Here is a 17953-nt window from a genome sequence, read left to right as displayed (position 1 = left end):
GATTTAATTGGTTCATTTATGAGTTTATTGATATAATTCAGATAATTGTGAATAAAGTTTGTTAGTCTCAATGCGCTCTGGATGACGAAACAGTGAAACGTCATCCCGAATTAAATGAGGGATCTCCTGAATGTGGTGCAGTGCCTGTATTTGGAGATCCTTCACTGCGTTCAGTATGACGAAACCGTGAAATGTCATCCCGAATGAAATGAGGGATCTCCTGAATATGGTTCAGTGCCTATATTTGAAGATCCTTCACTGCATTGAGGATGACGAAACACTGTAAATTATTGATGTTTTGCAAATTAAACGCGCCACTTAAAGAGAATTGAATGAATTACAACATTATTGGAGCAGGTCGATTAGGCAAAAACCTGGCACTGGCTTTATCCACTACTCAAATGCTTGCCCTTGATTCGGTATGCAATCGCAGTTTTAATTCCGCACAACAAGCGTGTAGTGAAATAAGACTGGGAACGGCTGTCAATACACTGAAACAACTGCCCAAGACTGATGTGACCTGGATTACGTGTAATGATGATTCAATTGAATCCATTGTGTTGCAACTAATAGAGGATTCTGTTCTAAAACCTGATAGTTTCATTATCCATTGTAGTGGTGCATTAAACTCTGAAGTACTTAGTCCATTGCGAGAGTTAGGATGTTCTATCGCCAGTTTTCACCCATTAAAAGCATTTAAATCAGGCTCTCTGGATTCAATGGCATTCAATCAGATCGATTGTGTTATGGAAGGAGATCCTGCTGTCTGTGAATGGTTAAATGATATTTTTAGTATCCTTGGAGCACATGTCATTCCTATTCGTTCCGATGCAAAAATTATGTACCATACCGCGGCAACTATCGCATCAAATTATTTAATTACTTTAGCCCATACGAGCGAAGAATTACTCCTGCAGGCGGGGATATCGCAACATCAGGCACGCGCTATGATCTGTAATCTGATGCAGGGCAATATTAATAATTTAAGCAAAACATCACATATAAAGGAGTCATTAACCGGGCCGTTATGTCGAGGTGATATCAAAACTTTGTCCTTGCACTTAAAAGCTATTGATAAGCCCTCTGTTAAGGAATTATATAAAAAAGCAGGTTTAGCCACCTTGTCTTTGGCTCAGTTACCACTGGAAAAGGAACAAATTATCAAAAAGATGCTTGAGGATTAACCAGTGTTTCACGGGAAACACTATCCATAAAGTGATTTCCCGTAGTCCTGTTGAAATTACTGAACAGTTGAAGGAAGATTAACTAGGCTTGTTCTGCTACCGTGACCTGCAAATGAGTCACATTCTGTAAGCCTCGCGGCAGACGATTACCGCGTCGACCGCGTTCTCCTCTGTAATGTGCCAAATCAGCGCCCTTAAGAGTAAAATGTCGTTTGCCAGCATGTACTGTTAAAGAATCTTCTTCAGCTAATACTTGAAGATCAATAACATACTCTTCCCGTGAAATTGCTTTACTTGATGGAATACTGATTAATTTATTACCCTTTCCTCGAGATAATTCGGGTAATTCTTTAAGGGAAAATATGAGTAACCGCCCCACGCTGGTTGCGCAGGCAACAAAAAGCTCATCATTGTTGGGTAAAAGCCTGGGTGGAACAATGCGACTATTTTGCGAGAGTTTGATGCATGCTTTTCCATTCCGATTTTTTACATACAGATCACTAACTTTAGCGATAAACCCATATCCGGCATCACTGGCCAATAAAACCCGCTGCTCTGGCTCCCCTCCAACCAGCGCTTCAAAGGTCATTCCTTCCGCAGGATTTAATTTACCAGTTAGCGGCTCACCCTGGCCTCTTGCTGAAGGTAGGGCATGTCCTGGCAATGAGTAGACTTTACCCTCACTATCAAAGAATATGATCTGTTGATTTGATCGGGCAAGTGCCTGTGCTTTAAATTCATCTCCAGCTTTATAACTCAGTTCTGTACCAACTACGTCATGACCTTTAGCTGCTCGAACCCAACCATTGTTTGATAAAACAACAGTGATGGGTTCATTAGGTAAAATATCTTCCTCTTTTAATGCCTGTGCATCTTGTCTTACAATAATGGGTGAGCGGCGTGAATCACCAAACTCATCGCGATCCTTGATTATTTCCTGTTTTACTAACGCTTTTAAAAGCGATTCGCTGGCTAAAGTGTTCTGAATACTGTCTCGTTCAGCACTTAGTTCATCCAGTTCGCCACGTAACTTTATTTCTTCAAGTTTAGCCAAATGGCGTAGTTTCATTTCTAAAATTGCTTCAGCCTGGCGTTCACTCAAATTAAATCGAGCGATTAATCCTTGCTTGGGATTCTCATGCTCCCTAATAATGGCAATAACTTCATCTATATTTAAATACGCAATCAGTAACCCTTCCAGAACATGGATGCGTTCTAATACCTTTTCCAGTCGGTATTCAAGTCGTCGTTTAACTGTTGAAACGCGATAGACCAGCCATTCGGTCAGAATCTTTAACAGCCCTTTAACACGTGGCTTACCATCCAAACCAATCATATTAAAATTGACCCGATAGCTTCGTTCCAAATCAGTTGTAGCAAAAAGATGAGACATCAACGCATCAACATCTACACGGTTTGATCTGGGAATAATCACTAAACGGGTAGGATGTTCATGATCAGACTCATCACGCAAATCTTCAACCATCGGCAATTTTTTCTGCTGCATTTGTACGGCAATCTGTTCGATCACTTTCGCGCCGGAAACCTGATAAGGCAAAGCAGTAATTACAATATTCTGTTTTTCCTGATTGAAAATGGCACGCATTTTTATAGAGCCATTTCCTGTCTCATACAGTGCTGTAATCGCCTCACGAGGGGTAATTATCTCTGCTTCCGTTGGAAAATCGGGGCCTTTTATATGTTCATTAATTGCAGCTAAATCAGCATCAGGATTGTCCAATAAATGAATACAGGCATTAGCTACTTCAGTTAAATTGTGAGGGAGAATATCGGATGCCATACCAACAGCAATACCCGTAGCACCATTTAATAAAATATTGGGTAATCTTGCCGGAAGCAATGATGGTTCTTGTAACGTACCATCAAAATTATCTACCCAATCGACGGTGCCTTGTAATAACTCACCAAGAAGAACTTCGGCATAAGGTGATAGCCTGGCTTCTGTGTAACGCATGGCGGCAAAAGACTTGGGATCATCGGGAGATCCCCAGTTGCCTTGGCCGTCTACAAATGGATATCGATATGAGAATGGTTGTGCCATCAAAACCATGGCTTCATAACAGGCGCTATCACCATGCGGATGAAACTTACCTAAGACATCCCCAACTGTTCGTGCTGATTTTTTGTGCTTTGCTGTAGCTTTTAAACCAAGTTCGGACATCGCGTAGACAATTCTACGTTGAACAGGTTTCAACCCATCAGCTATATTAGGTAATGCCCTATCCAGAATAACGTACATGGAATAATCAAGATAGGCTTTCTCAGTAAATTCAGTCAGTGGTTTTTTTTCTGTTGTCTCATTCATCGCTTTTGTATTCATTGTAGTAGTAATCACTATTTAATCATCGTAGTGCAATCAAGGTACGTATTGCAAAACAATTTTAGCAAAATATTCATAATGTTAGAAATATACTCATCATGTTAATTGTGAATAACTTTGTGCTTAATTTTTTTATAAAACCGAGCAAATCATAACTCATTGATTTATATGATAATTTTAAATAATATTTCTCCCACTGTTATGCAAACCTGTGGATAACCCTGTGAATGAATCATAGAGTAACGTGTGTAATTTTTGTAAATTACTAATTTTTTCAAACCTTTTGCTCGATTTATCTTTGGCACTCATCCAATAAGCCAACAATTAAATTTAAAGTTCAAGCTTGTTCTTATAGGTTAAACGATTATAAATCGTTAAAAGTTATAAAATGCAGGCGCATACGTCGTTAAAACTGGGGCATTCAATATAATTCAATAAGGCTATCTCGATTTACTGCCAACATGCCATTAATGGAATCATTACGCTTGTAAAAATAAAAGGTCAGTATGGTGATACTGACCTTTATCCTATTGATTTATTTAGATATTACTTGATTTTCTTTCGAACTTTTTGAATGGCTCGAATTTGAGCAACAGCGCGGGCTAATTCAGCAGCAGCAACAGAATAATCGATGTCACCGCCTTTATTAGCCATTGCAGCTTCAGCATGGGCTTTTGCAGCAAGAGCAGCAGTTTCATCCAGGTGATCCGCTCGCTCGGCAACATCAGCAAGAATTGTGACACAGTGCGGCTGTACTTCCAGCATTCCACCTTGCACATAATAAATCTCTTGCTCACCACCAGGCATAGTTAATCGAATTTCCCCAGGCTTTAATACTGTTAGCAAAGGAGCATGACCGGGTGTAACTCCAATCTCACCTAACTCTCCTGTGGCAACGACCATCTCCACCAAGCCAGAAAAAATCTCATGTTCCGCACTAACAATATCCAAATGCGTTGTTATTGTCATATCTGCTTGCCTCATAGGGTTTTCGCTTTTGCAACAGCTTCCTCAATGCTTCCAACCATGTAAAATGCCTGCTCAGGTAAATCATCGTATTCACCTGCAAGAATTCCCTGGAACCCTTTAATCGTATCTTTAAGAGATACGTATTTTCCAGGTGAGCCAGTGAATACTTCAGCCACGAAGAAAGGTTGCGACAGGAATCTTTGTATTTTACGAGCACGAGTTACTACTCGCTTATCTTCTTCGGATAATTCGTCCATACCAAGGATCGCAATAATATCTTTCAATTCTTTATAACGTTGTAACGTCTGTTGTACGCGACGTGCAGTGTCATAATGTTCCTGACCGACAATTAATGGATCCAACTGACGTGAAGTAGAGTCCAAAGGATCTACTGCAGGGTAGATTCCAAGCTCGGCAATTTGTCGTGACAATACTACTGTAGCATCCAAGTGAGCAAAAGTAGTAGCCGGTGATGGGTCAGTCAAGTCATCCGCTGGTACGTATACTGCCTGAATAGACGTAATAGAACCTGTTTTAGTTGAGGTAATACGCTCTTGCAACATCCCCATTTCTTCAGCCAGTGTAGGCTGATACCCTACTGCGGATGGCATACGACCCAACAATGCAGATACTTCAACCCCAGCCAGAGTATAACGATAGATATTATCAATAAATAAAAGAACATCGCGTCCTTCATCACGGAATTTTTCTGCCATGGTCAAACCAGTTAATGCAACACGCAAACGGTTTCCTGGTGGCTCATTCATCTGACCGTAAACCAGAGATACTTTATCCAATACGTTGGAATCTTTCATTTCATGATAGAAGTCATTACCTTCACGTGTACGCTCACCTACACCCGCAAATACAGAATATCCGCTGTGTTCGATAGCGATGTTACGTATTAATTCCATCATATTTACTGTTTTACCAACACCCGCACCACCGAACAATCCAACCTTACCGCCTTTCGCAAAGGGGCACAGCAAATCAATTACCTTGATTCCGGTTTCCAGCAATTCCTGACTGCCAGCCTGTTCTTCGTAACTGGGCGCTTTACGGTGAATAGCCCAATGCTCTTCAGCACCTATAGGACCAGCATCATCAACTGGACGTCCAAGAACATCCATAATACGACCCAGAGTTTTCTTTCCTACGGGAACCTGAATGGGTTTTCCAGAATTTTTAGCCTTTAAGCCACGCTTTAAGCCATCAGTAGTACCCATAGCAATGGTGCGCACAACACCATCTCCGAGCTGTTGTTGAACCTCAAAAACCAAATCACTATCAACAAGCTCTAATGCATCATTGACTTTAGGGACGCTATCACGCGGAAACTCAACGTCTACCACCGCACCAATTACTTCTACTACAGTTCCTAAGCTCATTATATACCCTCTTATAAAGCGGCTGCGCCACCGACAATTTCTGCTAACTCTTGTGTAATTGCAGCTTGTCGGGCTTTGTTATAAGCCAATTGAAATTCTTTTATTAAATCACCTGCATTATCCGTTGCGCTTTTCATTGCAATCATCTTTGCAGCTTGTTCACAGGCTACATTTTCTACAACAGCCTGATAAACCTGTAATTCAATATAACGTTCTAATAAATCATCCAGTAAATCCTTGGCATCAGGTTCGTAAATATAATCCCAATGATGCCCCATTGTGCTGGTATCTTCGTCCGATTTTGGCAATGGTAACAGTTGTTTAACCAATGGTTTTTGCGTCATGGTATTAACAAACTCGTTATATATGATATGCAAAGAATCAATAGTGCCATTGTAGTAAGCATCAATCATTATCTTTACGATACCAATAAATTCATTGATGCCTGGAGTATCTCCGAGATGATCGACTGATCCCAGAATATTTCCACCAACTCGCTTGAAAAATGCCTGGCCTTTACGACCAATGACAGCGATATCCACTTCGTGACCTTGCTCTTTCCAGTTACGGATGTTTCGAATAGCTTCCCTTAGGAGGTTAGCATTCAAACCACCGCATAGTCCTCTATCTGTGGTGACGACGATAATGCCCATACGCTTTATCTCTCGTTCCGTCATAAAAGGATGTCTGTATTCTGAATTTGCACGAGCGATATGCTTAACGACATCATAAATTTTATTGGCATAGGGTTTAGATGCACGCATTCTTTCTTGCGTTTTACGCATTTTACTTGCTGCCACCATTTCCATCGCACGAGTAATTTTACGAGTTTTATTGATACTCGAAATTTTCGAACGGATTTCTTTTGCTCCAGCCATATGTTACTTCGCCTTTAATTGATTTGTAGGTCATTACATCAATTGCAATGACCTGTATACCTGTTGGAATTACTTCCATGAGATATTAAATTACCAACTAGCCGTACGTTTAAACTCTTCAACTGCTTTTGTTAATTTTGCTTCAATCTCATTATCATATGCACCAGCTTCATTGATTGAGTGCAATAATGCAGCATGTGTACTGCGCATATAATCATGTAATGACGATTCAAAGGAACTTATTTCGTTTACAGGAACATCATCCAGGTATCCTTTTTCTACAACAAATAGAGAAATACCCATTTCAGCTACAGTAAATGGAGAATACTGCTTTTGTTTCATTAACTCGGTAATGCGTTGACCACGCTCCAGTTGTTTACGTGTCGCATCATCAAGGTCAGAAGCAAATTGAGAGAATGCTTCCAGCTCACGGAACTGAGCCAGTGCCAATCGAGTTCCACCACCTAGTTTTTTCATAATCTTGGTTTGAGCAGCTCCACCAACCCGAGATACAGATAAACCTGAGTTAATAGCTGGTCTGACACCTGAGTTAAACAAATCCACATCAAGGAATATCTGACCGTCGGTAATGGAGATTACGTTTGTTGGAACGAATGCAGAAACGTCACCCGCTTGAGTTTCAATAATGGGAAGAGCAGTAAGCGAGCCTGTTTTACCTTTTACTTCACCATGAGTTAATTTTTCTACTTCTTCAGCATTGATACGAGCAGCCCGCTCTAACAAACGTGAATGTAAATAGAAAATATCCCCAGGATAAGCTTCACGACCTGGTGGTCTGCGTAATAACAAGGAAATTTGTCGGTATGCCCAAGCTTGTTTGGTAAGATCATCATATACAATCAACGCATCTTCACCACGTTCCATGAAGTACTCACCCATTGAACAACCAGAGTAGGGCGCAATAAATTGCAATGCAGCGGAGTCAGAAGCTCCAGCAACAACAACGATGGTATGTTCCAAAGCACCGTGCTCTTCCAGCTTACGCACAATAGACGCTACTGAAGAAGCTTTTTGGCCTATAGCAACATACACGCATTTAACGCCAGTACCCTTTTGGTTAATAATGGCATCGATGGCAATTGCGGTTTTACCTGTCTGTCGGTCACCGATGATAAGCTCTCGCTGGCCTCGACCTACAGGAATCATGGCATCGATAGCCTTCAATCCTGTTTGAACGGGTTGATCTACTGATTTACGAGAAATTACACCTGGAGCCACTTTTTCAATTGGAGACATGCCAGCAGCATCAATTGGGCCTTTCCCATCGATTGGATTACCCAATGCATCAACCACACGACCTAAAAGCCCTTTACCAACAGGAACTTCCAAAATACGGCCAGTACATTTACCTTTTTGACCTTCAGCAAGTGTAGATGAATCACCCAGAATTACAGCACCTACTGAATCTCTTTCAAGGTTAAGTGCCAGGCCATATACACCGCCAGGGAATTCAATCATTTCACCAGCCATTGCATCAGCAAGACCGTGTAGGCGAACGATACCGTCTTTTAAACTAACAACAGTCCCTTCATTACGTGCTTCGGAAACCACACTGAACTGATCAATCTTTTTTCTGATTAATTCACTGATTTCTGAAGGATTTAAAGCTACTTGTTCTGACATGGAAACTATCCTCTAAATTAAGCGGCCAAGCCGGTACTCAGCTTATTAAGCTTGCCCCGAACTGAACCATCGATAACTAAATCGCCTGCCCGAATAACTGCACCACCAAGCAAGGAGGGATCAATACTTATTTTTAATGACACTTTACGCTGTAATCGATTGCTTAAAGATTCAATCAATTGCTGCTGTTGTGCGGGTGATACTTCAGAAAAACTGATTACATCTACACCCAGTGTCTTTTCTTGTTCTGCTCTATGTACTTCATAGAGGGCTTTAATTTCCGGCAGCAGCATTAATCGTTTATTAGCGGCAAGTAGAGCAATAAGATTATTTAATGACGTATTGTCTTTTACCTTTACACTGCAAACGGATTGCAGCAACTCAATTTGTTGCGTATCTGTTGAACTGGGATTTGCAATAAACTGTGATGCTTGTGGATTTAATACTGCTTGCGCAAGAATCATCAAGTGATCAGACCACTCGGCTAATTTTTTTTCAGCTAAAGCGTGTTCAAAAATTGCTTTTGCATAGGGTCTGGCTATAGTGGTGCTATCAGACATTTTAAATCTCTTCTATCAAGTTATCTAACAGTGCGCTGTTCGCTTTGGCATCCACTTCGCGCATTAGAATTTTTTCGGCGCCTGAAATTGCCAGTCGGGCAACTTGTTTGCGAAGTTCATCTTTTGCATGATTCACTTGTTGCGCGAGTTGTTCCTGTGCGAGTTTTGCCTGAATCTGAGCTTCTCGTTTGGCAGCTTCTTTAGCTTCTTCAATGATCTGCGAAGCACGTTTATTCGCTTTATCGATAATATCAGCTGATTGTGCCTTGGCGTGTTTCAACTCATCTTTAACACGATGCTGAGCCAACTCCAGTTCTTTACGACCACGCTCAGCAGCAGAGAGACCATCTGCTATCTTTTCTTGTCTTTCTTCCAATGCTTTGGCTAAAGGAGGCCAAACTAATTTCATAGTAAACAGAACAAAAGCTGCGAAAACCAGCATTTGCACTACTAATGTTAAATTAATATCCAAAGTAATATCTCCTGTAACAATTAGGGCGCAACGGCGCCCTGTTCATGTGTTATCAAGAACCCAGGTTGCTAAGGAAAGGGTTTGCGAAGGTAAAGAACAGTGCGATACCAACACCAATCATGGTAACCGCATCCAGTAGACCTGCTACGATAAACATTTTTACTTGAAGCATAGGAACCATTTCTGGTTGACGGGCTGAGCCCTCAAGGAATTTGCCGCCTAGCAAGCCAAATCCTATTGCTGTGCCCAATGCACCTAAACCGATTAACAACGCAACCGCAATAACGGTCATACTTTGTACTTGTGCTATTAATTCAACAGCTTGCATATTTATCCCCTTTACAATGGATGATGAAAATTAAATTGGTTAATGTTCTTCGTGTGCCAGACTGAGATACACTATAGTCAGGACCATGAAAATAAATGCTTGCAACGTGATTACCAGAATATGGAAAATTGACCAAGCCAGCGCCAGTACAAACTGGGCAATACCTAAAGTCGCTGTTCCAATCAGTGAACTTGATGCTGCATTTAAGGTAAGTAACGCTATCAAAATAAATATTAATTCGCCAGCATATAAATTTCCAAATAACCGCAATGCCAGTGAAATAGGTTTGGCAATTAAGCCTACCAACTCCAGCAATAAATTAAATGGAATAAACAGCGGATGATTAAAAGGCTGTAAAGTAAGTTCTTTTATAAACCCTTTAGCACCTTTTATTTTGATACTGTAAAAAATAATTAAGAAAAATACTGAAAGAGACAGGCCAAAAGTCAAATTCAAATCATTTGTTGGCACTACCTTTAGATAGTGTACACCACCCATTTGAGCGAAAAAGGGCAAAATATCAACAGGCAATATATCCATGAAATTCATCAAGAATACCCATAAAAATATCGTTAATGCCAAAGGTCCTATTAAATTATTTTTACCATGAAAACAATCTTTTACCTGATTATCAGCAAATTCCAGCATTATCTCGGCAAAATTCTGCAATTTTCCAGGAACTCCTGTTGTAACCCTTCTTGCCCCAAAGTACATTAAGGCGGCTACAATGATTCCGGAAAACAAAGAAAAGAATAATGTATCAAGGTTCAATGTCCAAAAACCACCGTCTGAACCCAATTTCATATCGCTCACATTATAAGTGAGGTATGTTAAATGATGCTTGATATAATTTGTGCTAGATACCATTTCAGTCACTTTCTGGCCTATTCTGTTTATTGACAATTATCCATGGGGCAAACCAATGCGTCATGAGTACCAAAATATACGATGTAAAAAATGCTAGCGGTGTAATTTTAAAAAAAACAAATACCGCTGTGAACAGGAATATGGACAAAATTATCTTAACTGCTTCACCCTTATAAAAGCTATTTACTATTTGCTTCGCGGCTCGAGCACCTTGATGCTTGAATAATTTGCTTGCAAAATATGCATTAGGAATGATGCAGACTAGTCCGCCAAGTAACGCTGAACTTGCCGCTTTAATATTAAATACTATTGCACACAGTACAGCAAGGACTAATGTTATACCCAGCTGCACCAGCCACAATCGCATGATTCCGCGCTTATTCAGCTGTTTGTTCACATATTCACCTAACTTTCACCGCGCGAATTATAAATCAACCAACTGCAATAATCAACGGCGATATGCAAATTTCCGAGCTATAATAAAAATGTAGGGCTTAGCATTCTATTAATGCCAAGTAGATTTATTTAAACCTCGCCAAAGGAATAAAATATGTCTGATAAAATACAACATACTGCAGCAGGACTGCACGAAAAAATGATTCATCGCTACAATGATGGATTAGACCACAAACACAACAAAAGTCATCTTCTATATAGACGTCACTGCAAATCTCACCCAAGTGTTCCAAAAAATGGACTCGATGAAGAATCTGAGACAAACGGTTCAACTGGACTAATTCGTGAATTTAAATTAAGAAAAATGCGTAAACGACTGGATAAAGGACGAATCCATTGATACAGTATATCTTATCCTCCCAGGTTAGCCACTTCCTGGATTGGACGTGCAGCTGATGGCCTGATTTTATCAGGCCATATTATTGGTTGTACCCCAAAGTCAATCAAAGTCAGATAGTTAAGATACTAAATAAATAACTGGCTTTGCTTGCGAAAACATAAAAACAAGCACCAACAACATTACAAAAACATAGCTAAACTTTTTACTCCATAACGGTTGTAGCGTTGATAAAAATTCAGTCTCTATTCTTTTTGCAAAGAGTCCAATAAAGAAAGAAACCATCAAAAAATCTAACTGGCTATGCGTACTATTTTATCATTCTGTTAAGCTAAAGCATTAAACTGGACCATCTGGAGTATCTTCTAAGCCTGTTTTACGGATTGATAAGTAAAATACCTCATCATCTTAACCACTCGTTCAACGCCCGTAGTATATCTTGCGATTTTAATGACTTTTGCTGCCTGATCCGGTTTGACATCCCCCATTAAATACACGATACGATCGGAAGTTATTATTTTAAAAGCATCCGGATCAATAGAGTCATCAGCAAATATCTGACTTCGAATTTTGGTGGTAATCCAACTGTCCTCGACACTATTAGAAGAAATCTGTCTGACATGAACTTCATTAAACAAGCGTCTATAGTGTTTTACTTGAGTTAAACGCTGTTTTAATTCTTCAAGTAATTCATTGTTAGGTACATGACCAGCTATCAGAATGTCGCCATTAAACGCCGCGATATCGAGAACACAACTTGAGTTGTTAAATGTCCTGTTTACTGCCAAAACCCGGTTAACTTCGGCCAATAAATTGTAATCATTTAATTTTTTGTACACGTCATGTCTATCATATAGCAAGGTAGCGCCAGTCCATACAGTACCAATGCAACCAGACAGGCTACAGACCATTAGAAGTAACACCAATATAAAACGTCCCTGTTTTCGCATTTTATCGAATGTATTGGAAAATTTTAACGACTTTTCTTACACCATTTATCCGACGTGCAACATCAACAGCTAATGATGCTTGCTCTGGTGTAACGATTCCCATTAAATAAACAACACCATTTTCTGTTACTATACGAATCGAACCGGACTCCAACCCTTTTTTGGTTAACATATTGCTTCTAATCTGACCAGTAATCAAAGAATCTTTAGATCGCTGAGTCAATGGAAGAGGGTTCTCTACCGTAATTTCATCGTATACTCGTTTAACCCCAGGGGTATTCTGCGCAACCCTTTCGGCAACAACACGCAAAGAAGCAGTAGGAGTCTGGCCGACCAATAAGACAACCCGATTAAAACTGGTCACCAAAATTCGTGAATTTCTAAATTGTGGATCTGTGACTATACCTTTATGAATTACATGAAATAAACGGGCATCAGCTTCCATAGTAGTAACGCTTCGTCTGTCATAGACCATTCCCGCAGCAGCACCAGCTACAACAGCAACGACACAGCTGGTTAGCATGGTACTCACCAATAAAACAATTATTGATTTTAATCTGGAGCTTATGTTCATTTTTTATCCTAAAACCTGACCAAATAAAGACTGATCAATTAAATCACAAAAACAATGTAATATGAACAAGTGAAGTTCTCTTATTCGCGCAGCGCTGTCAGAAGTCACTCGCAGCTCTATATCTTCTGGCCCCAAATGATTGGCCAGAACACCTCCATCTCGCCCACTTAGGGCTATAGTATCCATACCTCGTTCATTTGCTGCATGCAGTGCATAGAGCATACTGTCGGAATTACCTGAAGTGGTAAGTAACAACAATACATCCTGTTCCTGACCTAATGCCTGAATCTGTCTCGCAAAAACCTGACCGTAATGATGTTCATTCGCAAACGAGCCGAGACAGGCTGCATCTGCGCTTAAATTAATTACCGGTAGGGGTGGCCTTTCTACTTCAAAATGATTCAACATAGAACTGGCAAAATGCATGCAATTTGCACTGGATCCGCCACTGCCACATACAAATATTGTCCCATCACCCAGCAGGCAATTAACCAAACGTTGACCCGCTTTAGCGATACAATCGGACAATGCGTCTGCAACAGCAATGTTTGTTTCAATATTCACACCAAATAGATGTCGTACTCTTTCTTCCAACTGAACCATTTTATAAACCTTCTCATTTTCAATAATCGGCGTTAAAAGCGTCTTTAAGCCAGGTAATATGCCCTGAATTTCCATCAATACTGATTACATCAAAGCGTACAGGATTACGCTCTTGTAATTTATGCTTAAGCAAATAATGCGATGTGGTTTTTATTATTTTTTGACGCTTCGCATAAGTAACACTGTCAATACCGTTGCCATATTTTATATTTGAACGGGAGCGTACCTCAATAAATACGAGATAATTCCCTTCGCGCATGATTATATCAATTTCACCTAAACGGCAATAATAATTCTGACATACCAACTTAAGACCTTGTTCCAATAAATACGACAATGCTTTTTGTTCGGCAATCCGTCCTGTGTGTAGGGTACTCAAATTACTATTCCTCTGGTTCTATCAGTCAATTTAAACCGTATTGCCTAATGAATGAGCCAGTCCCTGTCTAAACTGCCCCCACTCCAGAACGCGCGCGACCTGCTGTGAAGGTTTCAAATATAAGGTACCGTTAGACTCCATAGATCCATCTGCAGGAAATAATATTAACTGGTTTAATTGAGTTGCTAATGCATAACTGTCCATTCCCAAAGCATAAAGTCTATTATAACTATTAAATTGCTCTGGCCAATTTCTCGTTCCCATTTGATGAGAAAATACCCAGGGGATATCGCAAAAAATAACGCCATCCAAATCTTTATCCTTCAAAGCATTTGCGTTTCCGCCATAAACACTTGATGTAGCAAAAACAGGTACATCACCTGCATAGTAATATTTTAATAAGGGCATAATTTGACGCGCCTTTGAAGGATAGGCTAATAAAAAGATCATATCAAAATCCTGTCTGCGGCTTGTTAAGGATTGCAGATTCTGGCCCAAAACCTCTTTTAATTGCTTTTCTCTCGCCTGGCTTTCAGAAATTTTTAGAAAATCCTTCATTTTCTTATTCATATCATCGTTGTTGCCATATAAAAAGGTATCAACAATTTTGCCACCATTATTCGTCCATTGATTTTTAAAAGCTTTGGTCACTTCATTACCCCAATCGTTATTTGGTGCAATAATTAAAGCTCTTTGATACCCCTTGCTTCGAGCTTTAATTGCCACCTGACTGGCCTCATTAGCGGGCGAAAGACCAAAGAGATAGGAATTATCCTGTACGCTGGCATCCGAATCATTCAGGAGCAGGGTAGGTACAGGATGGTTCATCACTGCTACAGCAGCCACTTGATTTTTGGTCAAGGGACCAACAACATATTCTGCACCTTCTTCAATGGCTTTTTGATAAAGCTCGGTGATTTCACCTTTAGCCGTATCATAAGTTTTTACCTGAGTTGTATCTTCACCATTACTGGCCTTATAAGCAGCCATAAAACCTTCGCGTATCGCTTTACCAGGACCAGAAAGTGGGCCGCTCAACGGAAGTAATAAGGCTACATTTTTAGGTTTGGCAATCATTTTGTCAGCAATACTGTCCAAGGGATTTGGAAGAATATTATTGGCAGGATGATTATCGAAGTGTGATTGCCATTGATCCAGGGCTGCAAGTAAGGATTTTGGATTATCTCGATATTTACGAGAAATAAGCGCTAACTGGAGCCATCCTTGTAATTCAGACTTATCTGCCGCTTCTGCAGCCATTGTATTTAATTCTGGTTGAGGTAAATTGATTAAAGTTAACCATAGAGTCCTTCTGTTGTTAATCTGAAGATCCTGATCCGTTAATATTGACTCCAGCTTTATTCGCTCCATCACCGATTCTACTTGATTTCCTGTTGATCGATAGGATTGGGCTAATAATTCATGAAATTGAATTTGATTATAAGTGGAAAGACTTTCTGATGGTTTAATCGTTGCCAATTTAACCAAGGCTGATTTAGGTTGATCCCGGATCACGTCTATTTTAGCTAATAATAAGGTTTTTTCATTCATCTGATCATCAGTTAATTCACTTGTTTGTGCTAAAATGGCTAAGCCTTGCCGCCATTGTCCTTCAGAAATCATACGGCCTGCAGCGGCTAATAAAAGACTTTGTTTCTTGAAGCCTTCTTCATTTTTTGCCAATGCAAGATAAGTTGCAGTCGGCATGCTATAAGGATTTGTTACTTTTTTATGAACCGTTACTACAGGTTCTGATGAATTAACGGTTTTAGTACACTGACACAGTAAAAAAGTTGAGGCCAGTAAGAAGAAGATACGAAAATTAAATAATTTTAGAAACATATTAATTCGCCAAATACGCAATAACCGAAGAGGATAAACTATGACAAACTCTCTAGCAACAGGCATAGGAACTCTCTATATAGTTGCGACTCCAATTGGAAACCGTGATGACATCAGTTTAAGAGCCCTTAATATTTTGAAATCAGTAGATCTAATCCTTGCAGAAGATACTCGACACTCAGTACAGCTACTGACAGCTTTGGGAATAAAGAATAATTTAAGTTCTCTGCACGCGCATAATGAAAGCGAGAAAAGTAAACAAATCATTGAACAACTCCTGAGTGGGAAAACTGTTGCTTTAATAAGTGATGCAGGGACGCCTTTAATCAGTGATCCCGGATATCCTTTAGTAAAACTTGCGCGTCAGCACTTAATTCCTGTTACTCCAATTCCAGGGCCCAGTGCATTAATTACGGCGCTTTGTGCAGCAGGGGTACCCTATGATTCCTTCATCTTTTTAGGTTTTCTTCCTGCAAAGCAAACGGCACGAAAAAGCAAACTGGAATCATTACAATCCGAACCGCATACGCTTATTTTTTATGAATCAACGCACAGAATTCTGGAATGTATTGATGATATTTCAGAAACGTATGGCGAAGAATGCGAACTGGTACTGGCGAAAGAACTGACTAAAACTTATGAACGGTTTGTTACAGGCACCGTATCTGAAATTAAACAATGGTTATTAGCAGACCCAGGTCATACCAAAGGAGAATTTGTCTTAATTATTCCTCCACGTCCTGCACGTGATAATCACCAATCAAATGAGGAGATTCTTGCTGTGTTATTGCAAGAAGTACCATTGAAACAAGCCGTTTCAATTGCCTGTAAAATTACCAAAGCAAATAAAAACGAACTCTACGAGGCTGCTTTAAAAATGAAAAACTCGTGACATCATCCAGTTAGTATAAAATGAATTAACAGGGTTTATCGCTTTAGGCTTTTTACTGCCTTAAGCTGTATCCATTTTCAATCATGACCAACCTAATTCCTAGAGATGAGCACTAAATGTCCGCAAATAACCAGTGCATGTCCTTTTAAGCCAAGCTGACTCAGGTCTTTATAGTCTATAATTAACTAAGTTAGATAAAGCAGAGTTCAGCAATGTCTTCATTAAAAAAATTAAGTTTTTTAATGGTGTATTTATTAATTCCACTACCCATTATCGGCCTTCAACTTGGAGGATGGTTCAGTTTTCTTCCATTTGCAATTGTCTTTATTTTAATACCTTTGATAGACGTTTTTGTCCAGGATCCGTCCAACCCATCAAAGGAACAGGAACAAGAACTGATTAAAGACACTTATTATAAATACCTCACCTATGCCTATGTGCCGGCACAGATTCTCATGATCACTTATGCAGCTTATGTAGTGAGCACCCAACATTTGTTATGGAATGAATGGCTTGGTTTTACACTGTCGATAGGACTTATATCTGGCGGAGCAGGGATCAATTTAGCTCATGAATTAATGCATAAAAACAGTCGTACTCAACAATTTCTAAGTAAAACATTATTAGTGTGCGTCTGCTATGGTCATTTTTTTGTTGAACACGTTAAAGGACATCACGTTCGTGTGGCCACGCCAGAAGATCCAGCAACGGCAAAATTGGGGCAAAGCTTCTATCAATTCATACCCAAAACTTTGATTGGTTCATTTAAATCTGCCTTGCATCTGGAAAAAAAACGCATGCATCAAAAGGGATATTCAACCTGGAGTTTTCATAATCATTTCTGGTGGATACTTTCAGTTCCGTTAGTCATAAGTATACTGTGTTTGCTACTGGGGGGATTATCAACATTAGCATTTTTTATAGTACAGTCTTTCACCGCCATCATGACTCTTGAACTGGTTAACTATATTGAACATTATGGGCTGGAAAGAAAAAAACTGGAAAATGGTCTCTATGAAAAAGTAAGCCCCTATCACTCCTGGAATGCTAATCACTGGTTAACCAACGCCATATTATTTCATTTACAGCGCCATTCTGATCATCATACTTATGGTGCTCGCCCATATCAGATTTTACGTCATATGGAACAAAGCCCTCAGCTTCCATCAGGATATTTGGGTATGATAGTCCTGGCTTTAATACCTCCTGTCTGGCGTTTAATAATGGATAAACGCGTTGTAGAGTACAGAAGACAGCTAAAATATAGAGAACTTTATCAATAATCCCTT

At 39.8% G+C, this 17953-nt stretch carries 19 protein-coding genes; 4 read left to right on the top strand and 15 right to left on the bottom strand.

What is annotated here, in order from left to right; translation table 11 throughout:
- Nucleotides 1-332: 332 nt before the first annotated feature.
- Nucleotides 333-1184, top strand: a complete 852-nt coding sequence (locus IZU94_RS16775) for a Rossmann-like and DUF2520 domain-containing protein (RefSeq protein WP_203113336.1) — start codon at nt 333-335, stop codon at nt 1182-1184.
- 82 nt (nt 1185-1266) lie between these two features.
- Here IZU94_RS16775 and parC read toward each other — a convergent pair whose 3' ends face one another.
- The 10 genes from parC to IZU94_RS16725 all read right to left on the bottom strand — a co-directional run bounded on the left by parC (nt 1267) and on the right by IZU94_RS16725 (nt 11028).
- Entirely contained in the window at nt 1267-3525 is a 2259-nt protein-coding gene (gene parC / locus IZU94_RS16770; protein ID WP_238400720.1) for a DNA topoisomerase IV subunit A, read from the bottom strand.
- Nucleotides 3526-4071: 546 nt separating this feature from the next.
- Nucleotides 4072-4494 carry a F0F1 ATP synthase subunit epsilon gene (locus IZU94_RS16765; RefSeq protein ID WP_203113333.1) on the bottom strand — a complete coding sequence of 141 codons (423 nt, stop codon included), beginning with the start codon at nt 4492-4494 and terminating at the stop codon, nt 4072-4074.
- A gap of 11 nt (nt 4495-4505) precedes the next feature.
- Nucleotides 4506-5882, bottom strand: a complete 1377-nt coding sequence (atpD, locus tag IZU94_RS16760) for a F0F1 ATP synthase subunit beta (protein ID WP_028382911.1) — start codon at nt 5880-5882, stop codon at nt 4506-4508.
- Nucleotides 5883-5893: 11 nt separating this feature from the next.
- Nucleotides 5894-6760, bottom strand: a complete 867-nt coding sequence (atpG, locus tag IZU94_RS16755) for a F0F1 ATP synthase subunit gamma (protein ID WP_203113330.1) — start codon at nt 6758-6760, stop codon at nt 5894-5896.
- Between the two features lie 90 nt (nt 6761-6850).
- Nucleotides 6851-8404 (bottom strand): F0F1 ATP synthase subunit alpha, encoded by a 1554-nt coding sequence (atpA, locus tag IZU94_RS16750; protein ID WP_203113327.1) that lies wholly within the window; start codon nt 8402-8404, stop codon nt 6851-6853.
- Nucleotides 8405-8421: 17 nt separating this feature from the next.
- A complete protein-coding gene (locus IZU94_RS16745) occupies nt 8422-8964 on the bottom strand; it encodes a F0F1 ATP synthase subunit delta (RefSeq protein ID WP_203113324.1) in 543 nt (180 codons plus the stop codon).
- A gap of 1 nt (nt 8965) precedes the next feature.
- Nucleotides 8966-9436 (bottom strand): F0F1 ATP synthase subunit B, encoded by a 471-nt coding sequence (locus tag IZU94_RS16740; protein WP_203113322.1) that lies wholly within the window; start codon nt 9434-9436, stop codon nt 8966-8968.
- A gap of 52 nt (nt 9437-9488) precedes the next feature.
- Nucleotides 9489-9764 carry a F0F1 ATP synthase subunit C gene (atpE, locus tag IZU94_RS16735; protein WP_028382916.1) on the bottom strand — a complete coding sequence of 92 codons (276 nt, stop codon included), beginning with the start codon at nt 9762-9764 and terminating at the stop codon, nt 9489-9491.
- A 39-nt stretch (nt 9765-9803) separates the two neighbouring features.
- Nucleotides 9804-10631: a F0F1 ATP synthase subunit A gene (gene atpB, locus IZU94_RS16730; protein ID WP_203113320.1), complete on the bottom strand. Its 828-nt coding sequence runs from the start codon at nt 10629-10631 to the stop codon at nt 9804-9806.
- 1 nt (nt 10632) lies between these two features.
- Entirely contained in the window at nt 10633-11028 is a 396-nt protein-coding gene (locus IZU94_RS16725) for an ATP synthase subunit I (RefSeq protein ID WP_203113318.1), read from the bottom strand.
- Between the two features lie 153 nt (nt 11029-11181).
- Between IZU94_RS16725 and IZU94_RS16720 the strand changes: the two genes are divergently transcribed.
- Nucleotides 11182-11427, top strand: coding sequence for a hypothetical protein (locus IZU94_RS16720; RefSeq protein WP_203113315.1), 246 nt, complete (start codon nt 11182-11184; stop codon nt 11425-11427).
- A 362-nt stretch (nt 11428-11789) separates the two neighbouring features.
- Here IZU94_RS16720 and IZU94_RS16715 read toward each other — a convergent pair whose 3' ends face one another.
- The 5 genes from IZU94_RS16715 to IZU94_RS16695 are packed head-to-tail and all read right to left on the bottom strand — an operon-like array spanning nt 11790 to nt 15772.
- Entirely contained in the window at nt 11790-12374 is a 585-nt protein-coding gene (locus IZU94_RS16715) for a BON domain-containing protein (protein WP_203113312.1), read from the bottom strand.
- A gap of 1 nt (nt 12375) precedes the next feature.
- Nucleotides 12376-12948, bottom strand: a complete 573-nt coding sequence (locus tag IZU94_RS16710) for a BON domain-containing protein (RefSeq protein WP_203113309.1) — start codon at nt 12946-12948, stop codon at nt 12376-12378.
- 3 nt (nt 12949-12951) lie between these two features.
- A complete protein-coding gene (locus IZU94_RS16705; RefSeq protein ID WP_203113306.1) occupies nt 12952-13551 on the bottom strand; it encodes a D-sedoheptulose-7-phosphate isomerase in 600 nt (199 codons plus the stop codon).
- A gap of 19 nt (nt 13552-13570) precedes the next feature.
- A complete protein-coding gene (locus IZU94_RS16700) occupies nt 13571-13930 on the bottom strand; it encodes a YraN family protein (RefSeq protein WP_203113303.1) in 360 nt (119 codons plus the stop codon).
- Between the two features lie 30 nt (nt 13931-13960).
- Nucleotides 13961-15772, bottom strand: coding sequence for a penicillin-binding protein activator (locus IZU94_RS16695; protein ID WP_203113448.1), 1812 nt, complete (start codon nt 15770-15772; stop codon nt 13961-13963).
- A gap of 40 nt (nt 15773-15812) precedes the next feature.
- On the opposite strand from IZU94_RS16695, the gene rsmI reads away from it, so the two are divergent.
- Together rsmI and IZU94_RS16685 are read left to right on the top strand one after the other, a co-directional pair.
- Entirely contained in the window at nt 15813-16664 is an 852-nt protein-coding gene (rsmI, locus tag IZU94_RS16690; protein WP_203113300.1) for a 16S rRNA (cytidine(1402)-2'-O)-methyltransferase, read from the top strand.
- 212 nt (nt 16665-16876) lie between these two features.
- Nucleotides 16877-17947 carry an alkane 1-monooxygenase gene (locus IZU94_RS16685; protein WP_203113297.1) on the top strand — a complete coding sequence of 357 codons (1071 nt, stop codon included), beginning with the start codon at nt 16877-16879 and terminating at the stop codon, nt 17945-17947.
- Nucleotides 17948-17953: the final 6 nt, after the last annotated feature.

It is taken from the genome of Legionella bononiensis (assembly GCF_016786215.1).
In the GTDB taxonomy this organism is placed as follows: Bacteria; Pseudomonadota; Gammaproteobacteria; order Legionellales; family Legionellaceae; genus Legionella; species Legionella bononiensis.
This window is presented reverse-complemented; position numbering and strand designations above follow the sequence as displayed.

Bases quoted from the DNA above. Each gene is read 5' to 3' on its own strand.
- IZU94_RS16775 (WP_203113336.1), top strand. From the start codon at position 333: ATGAATTACAACATTATTGGAGCAGGTCGATTAGGCAAAAACCTGGCA.
- parC (WP_238400720.1), bottom strand. From the start codon at position 3,525: ATGAATACAAAAGCGATGAATGAGACAACAGAAAAAAAACCACTGACT.
- IZU94_RS16765 (WP_203113333.1), bottom strand. From the start codon at position 4,494: ATGACAATAACAACGCATTTGGATATTGTTAGTGCGGAACATGAGATT.
- atpD (WP_028382911.1), bottom strand. From the start codon at position 5,882: ATGAGCTTAGGAACTGTAGTAGAAGTAATTGGTGCGGTGGTAGACGTT.
- atpG (WP_203113330.1), bottom strand. From the start codon at position 6,760: ATGGCTGGAGCAAAAGAAATCCGTTCGAAAATTTCGAGTATCAATAAA.
- atpA (WP_203113327.1), bottom strand. From the start codon at position 8,404: ATGTCAGAACAAGTAGCTTTAAATCCTTCAGAAATCAGTGAATTAATC.
- IZU94_RS16745 (WP_203113324.1), bottom strand. From the start codon at position 8,964: ATGTCTGATAGCACCACTATAGCCAGACCCTATGCAAAAGCAATTTTT.
- atpE (WP_028382916.1), bottom strand. From the start codon at position 9,764: ATGCAAGCTGTTGAATTAATAGCACAAGTACAAAGTATGACCGTTATT.
- atpB (WP_203113320.1), bottom strand. From the start codon at position 10,631: ATGGTATCTAGCACAAATTATATCAAGCATCATTTAACATACCTCACT.
- IZU94_RS16720 (WP_203113315.1), top strand. From the start codon at position 11,182: ATGTCTGATAAAATACAACATACTGCAGCAGGACTGCACGAAAAAATG.
- IZU94_RS16715 (WP_203113312.1), bottom strand. From the start codon at position 12,374: ATGCGAAAACAGGGACGTTTTATATTGGTGTTACTTCTAATGGTCTGT.
- IZU94_RS16710 (WP_203113309.1), bottom strand. From the start codon at position 12,948: ATGAACATAAGCTCCAGATTAAAATCAATAATTGTTTTATTGGTGAGT.
- IZU94_RS16705 (WP_203113306.1), bottom strand. From the start codon at position 13,551: ATGGTTCAGTTGGAAGAAAGAGTACGACATCTATTTGGTGTGAATATT.
- IZU94_RS16695 (WP_203113448.1), bottom strand. From the start codon at position 15,772: ATGTTTCTAAAATTATTTAATTTTCGTATCTTCTTCTTACTGGCCTCA.
- rsmI (WP_203113300.1), top strand. From the start codon at position 15,813: ATGACAAACTCTCTAGCAACAGGCATAGGAACTCTCTATATAGTTGCG.
- IZU94_RS16685 (WP_203113297.1), top strand. From the start codon at position 16,877: ATGTCTTCATTAAAAAAATTAAGTTTTTTAATGGTGTATTTATTAATT.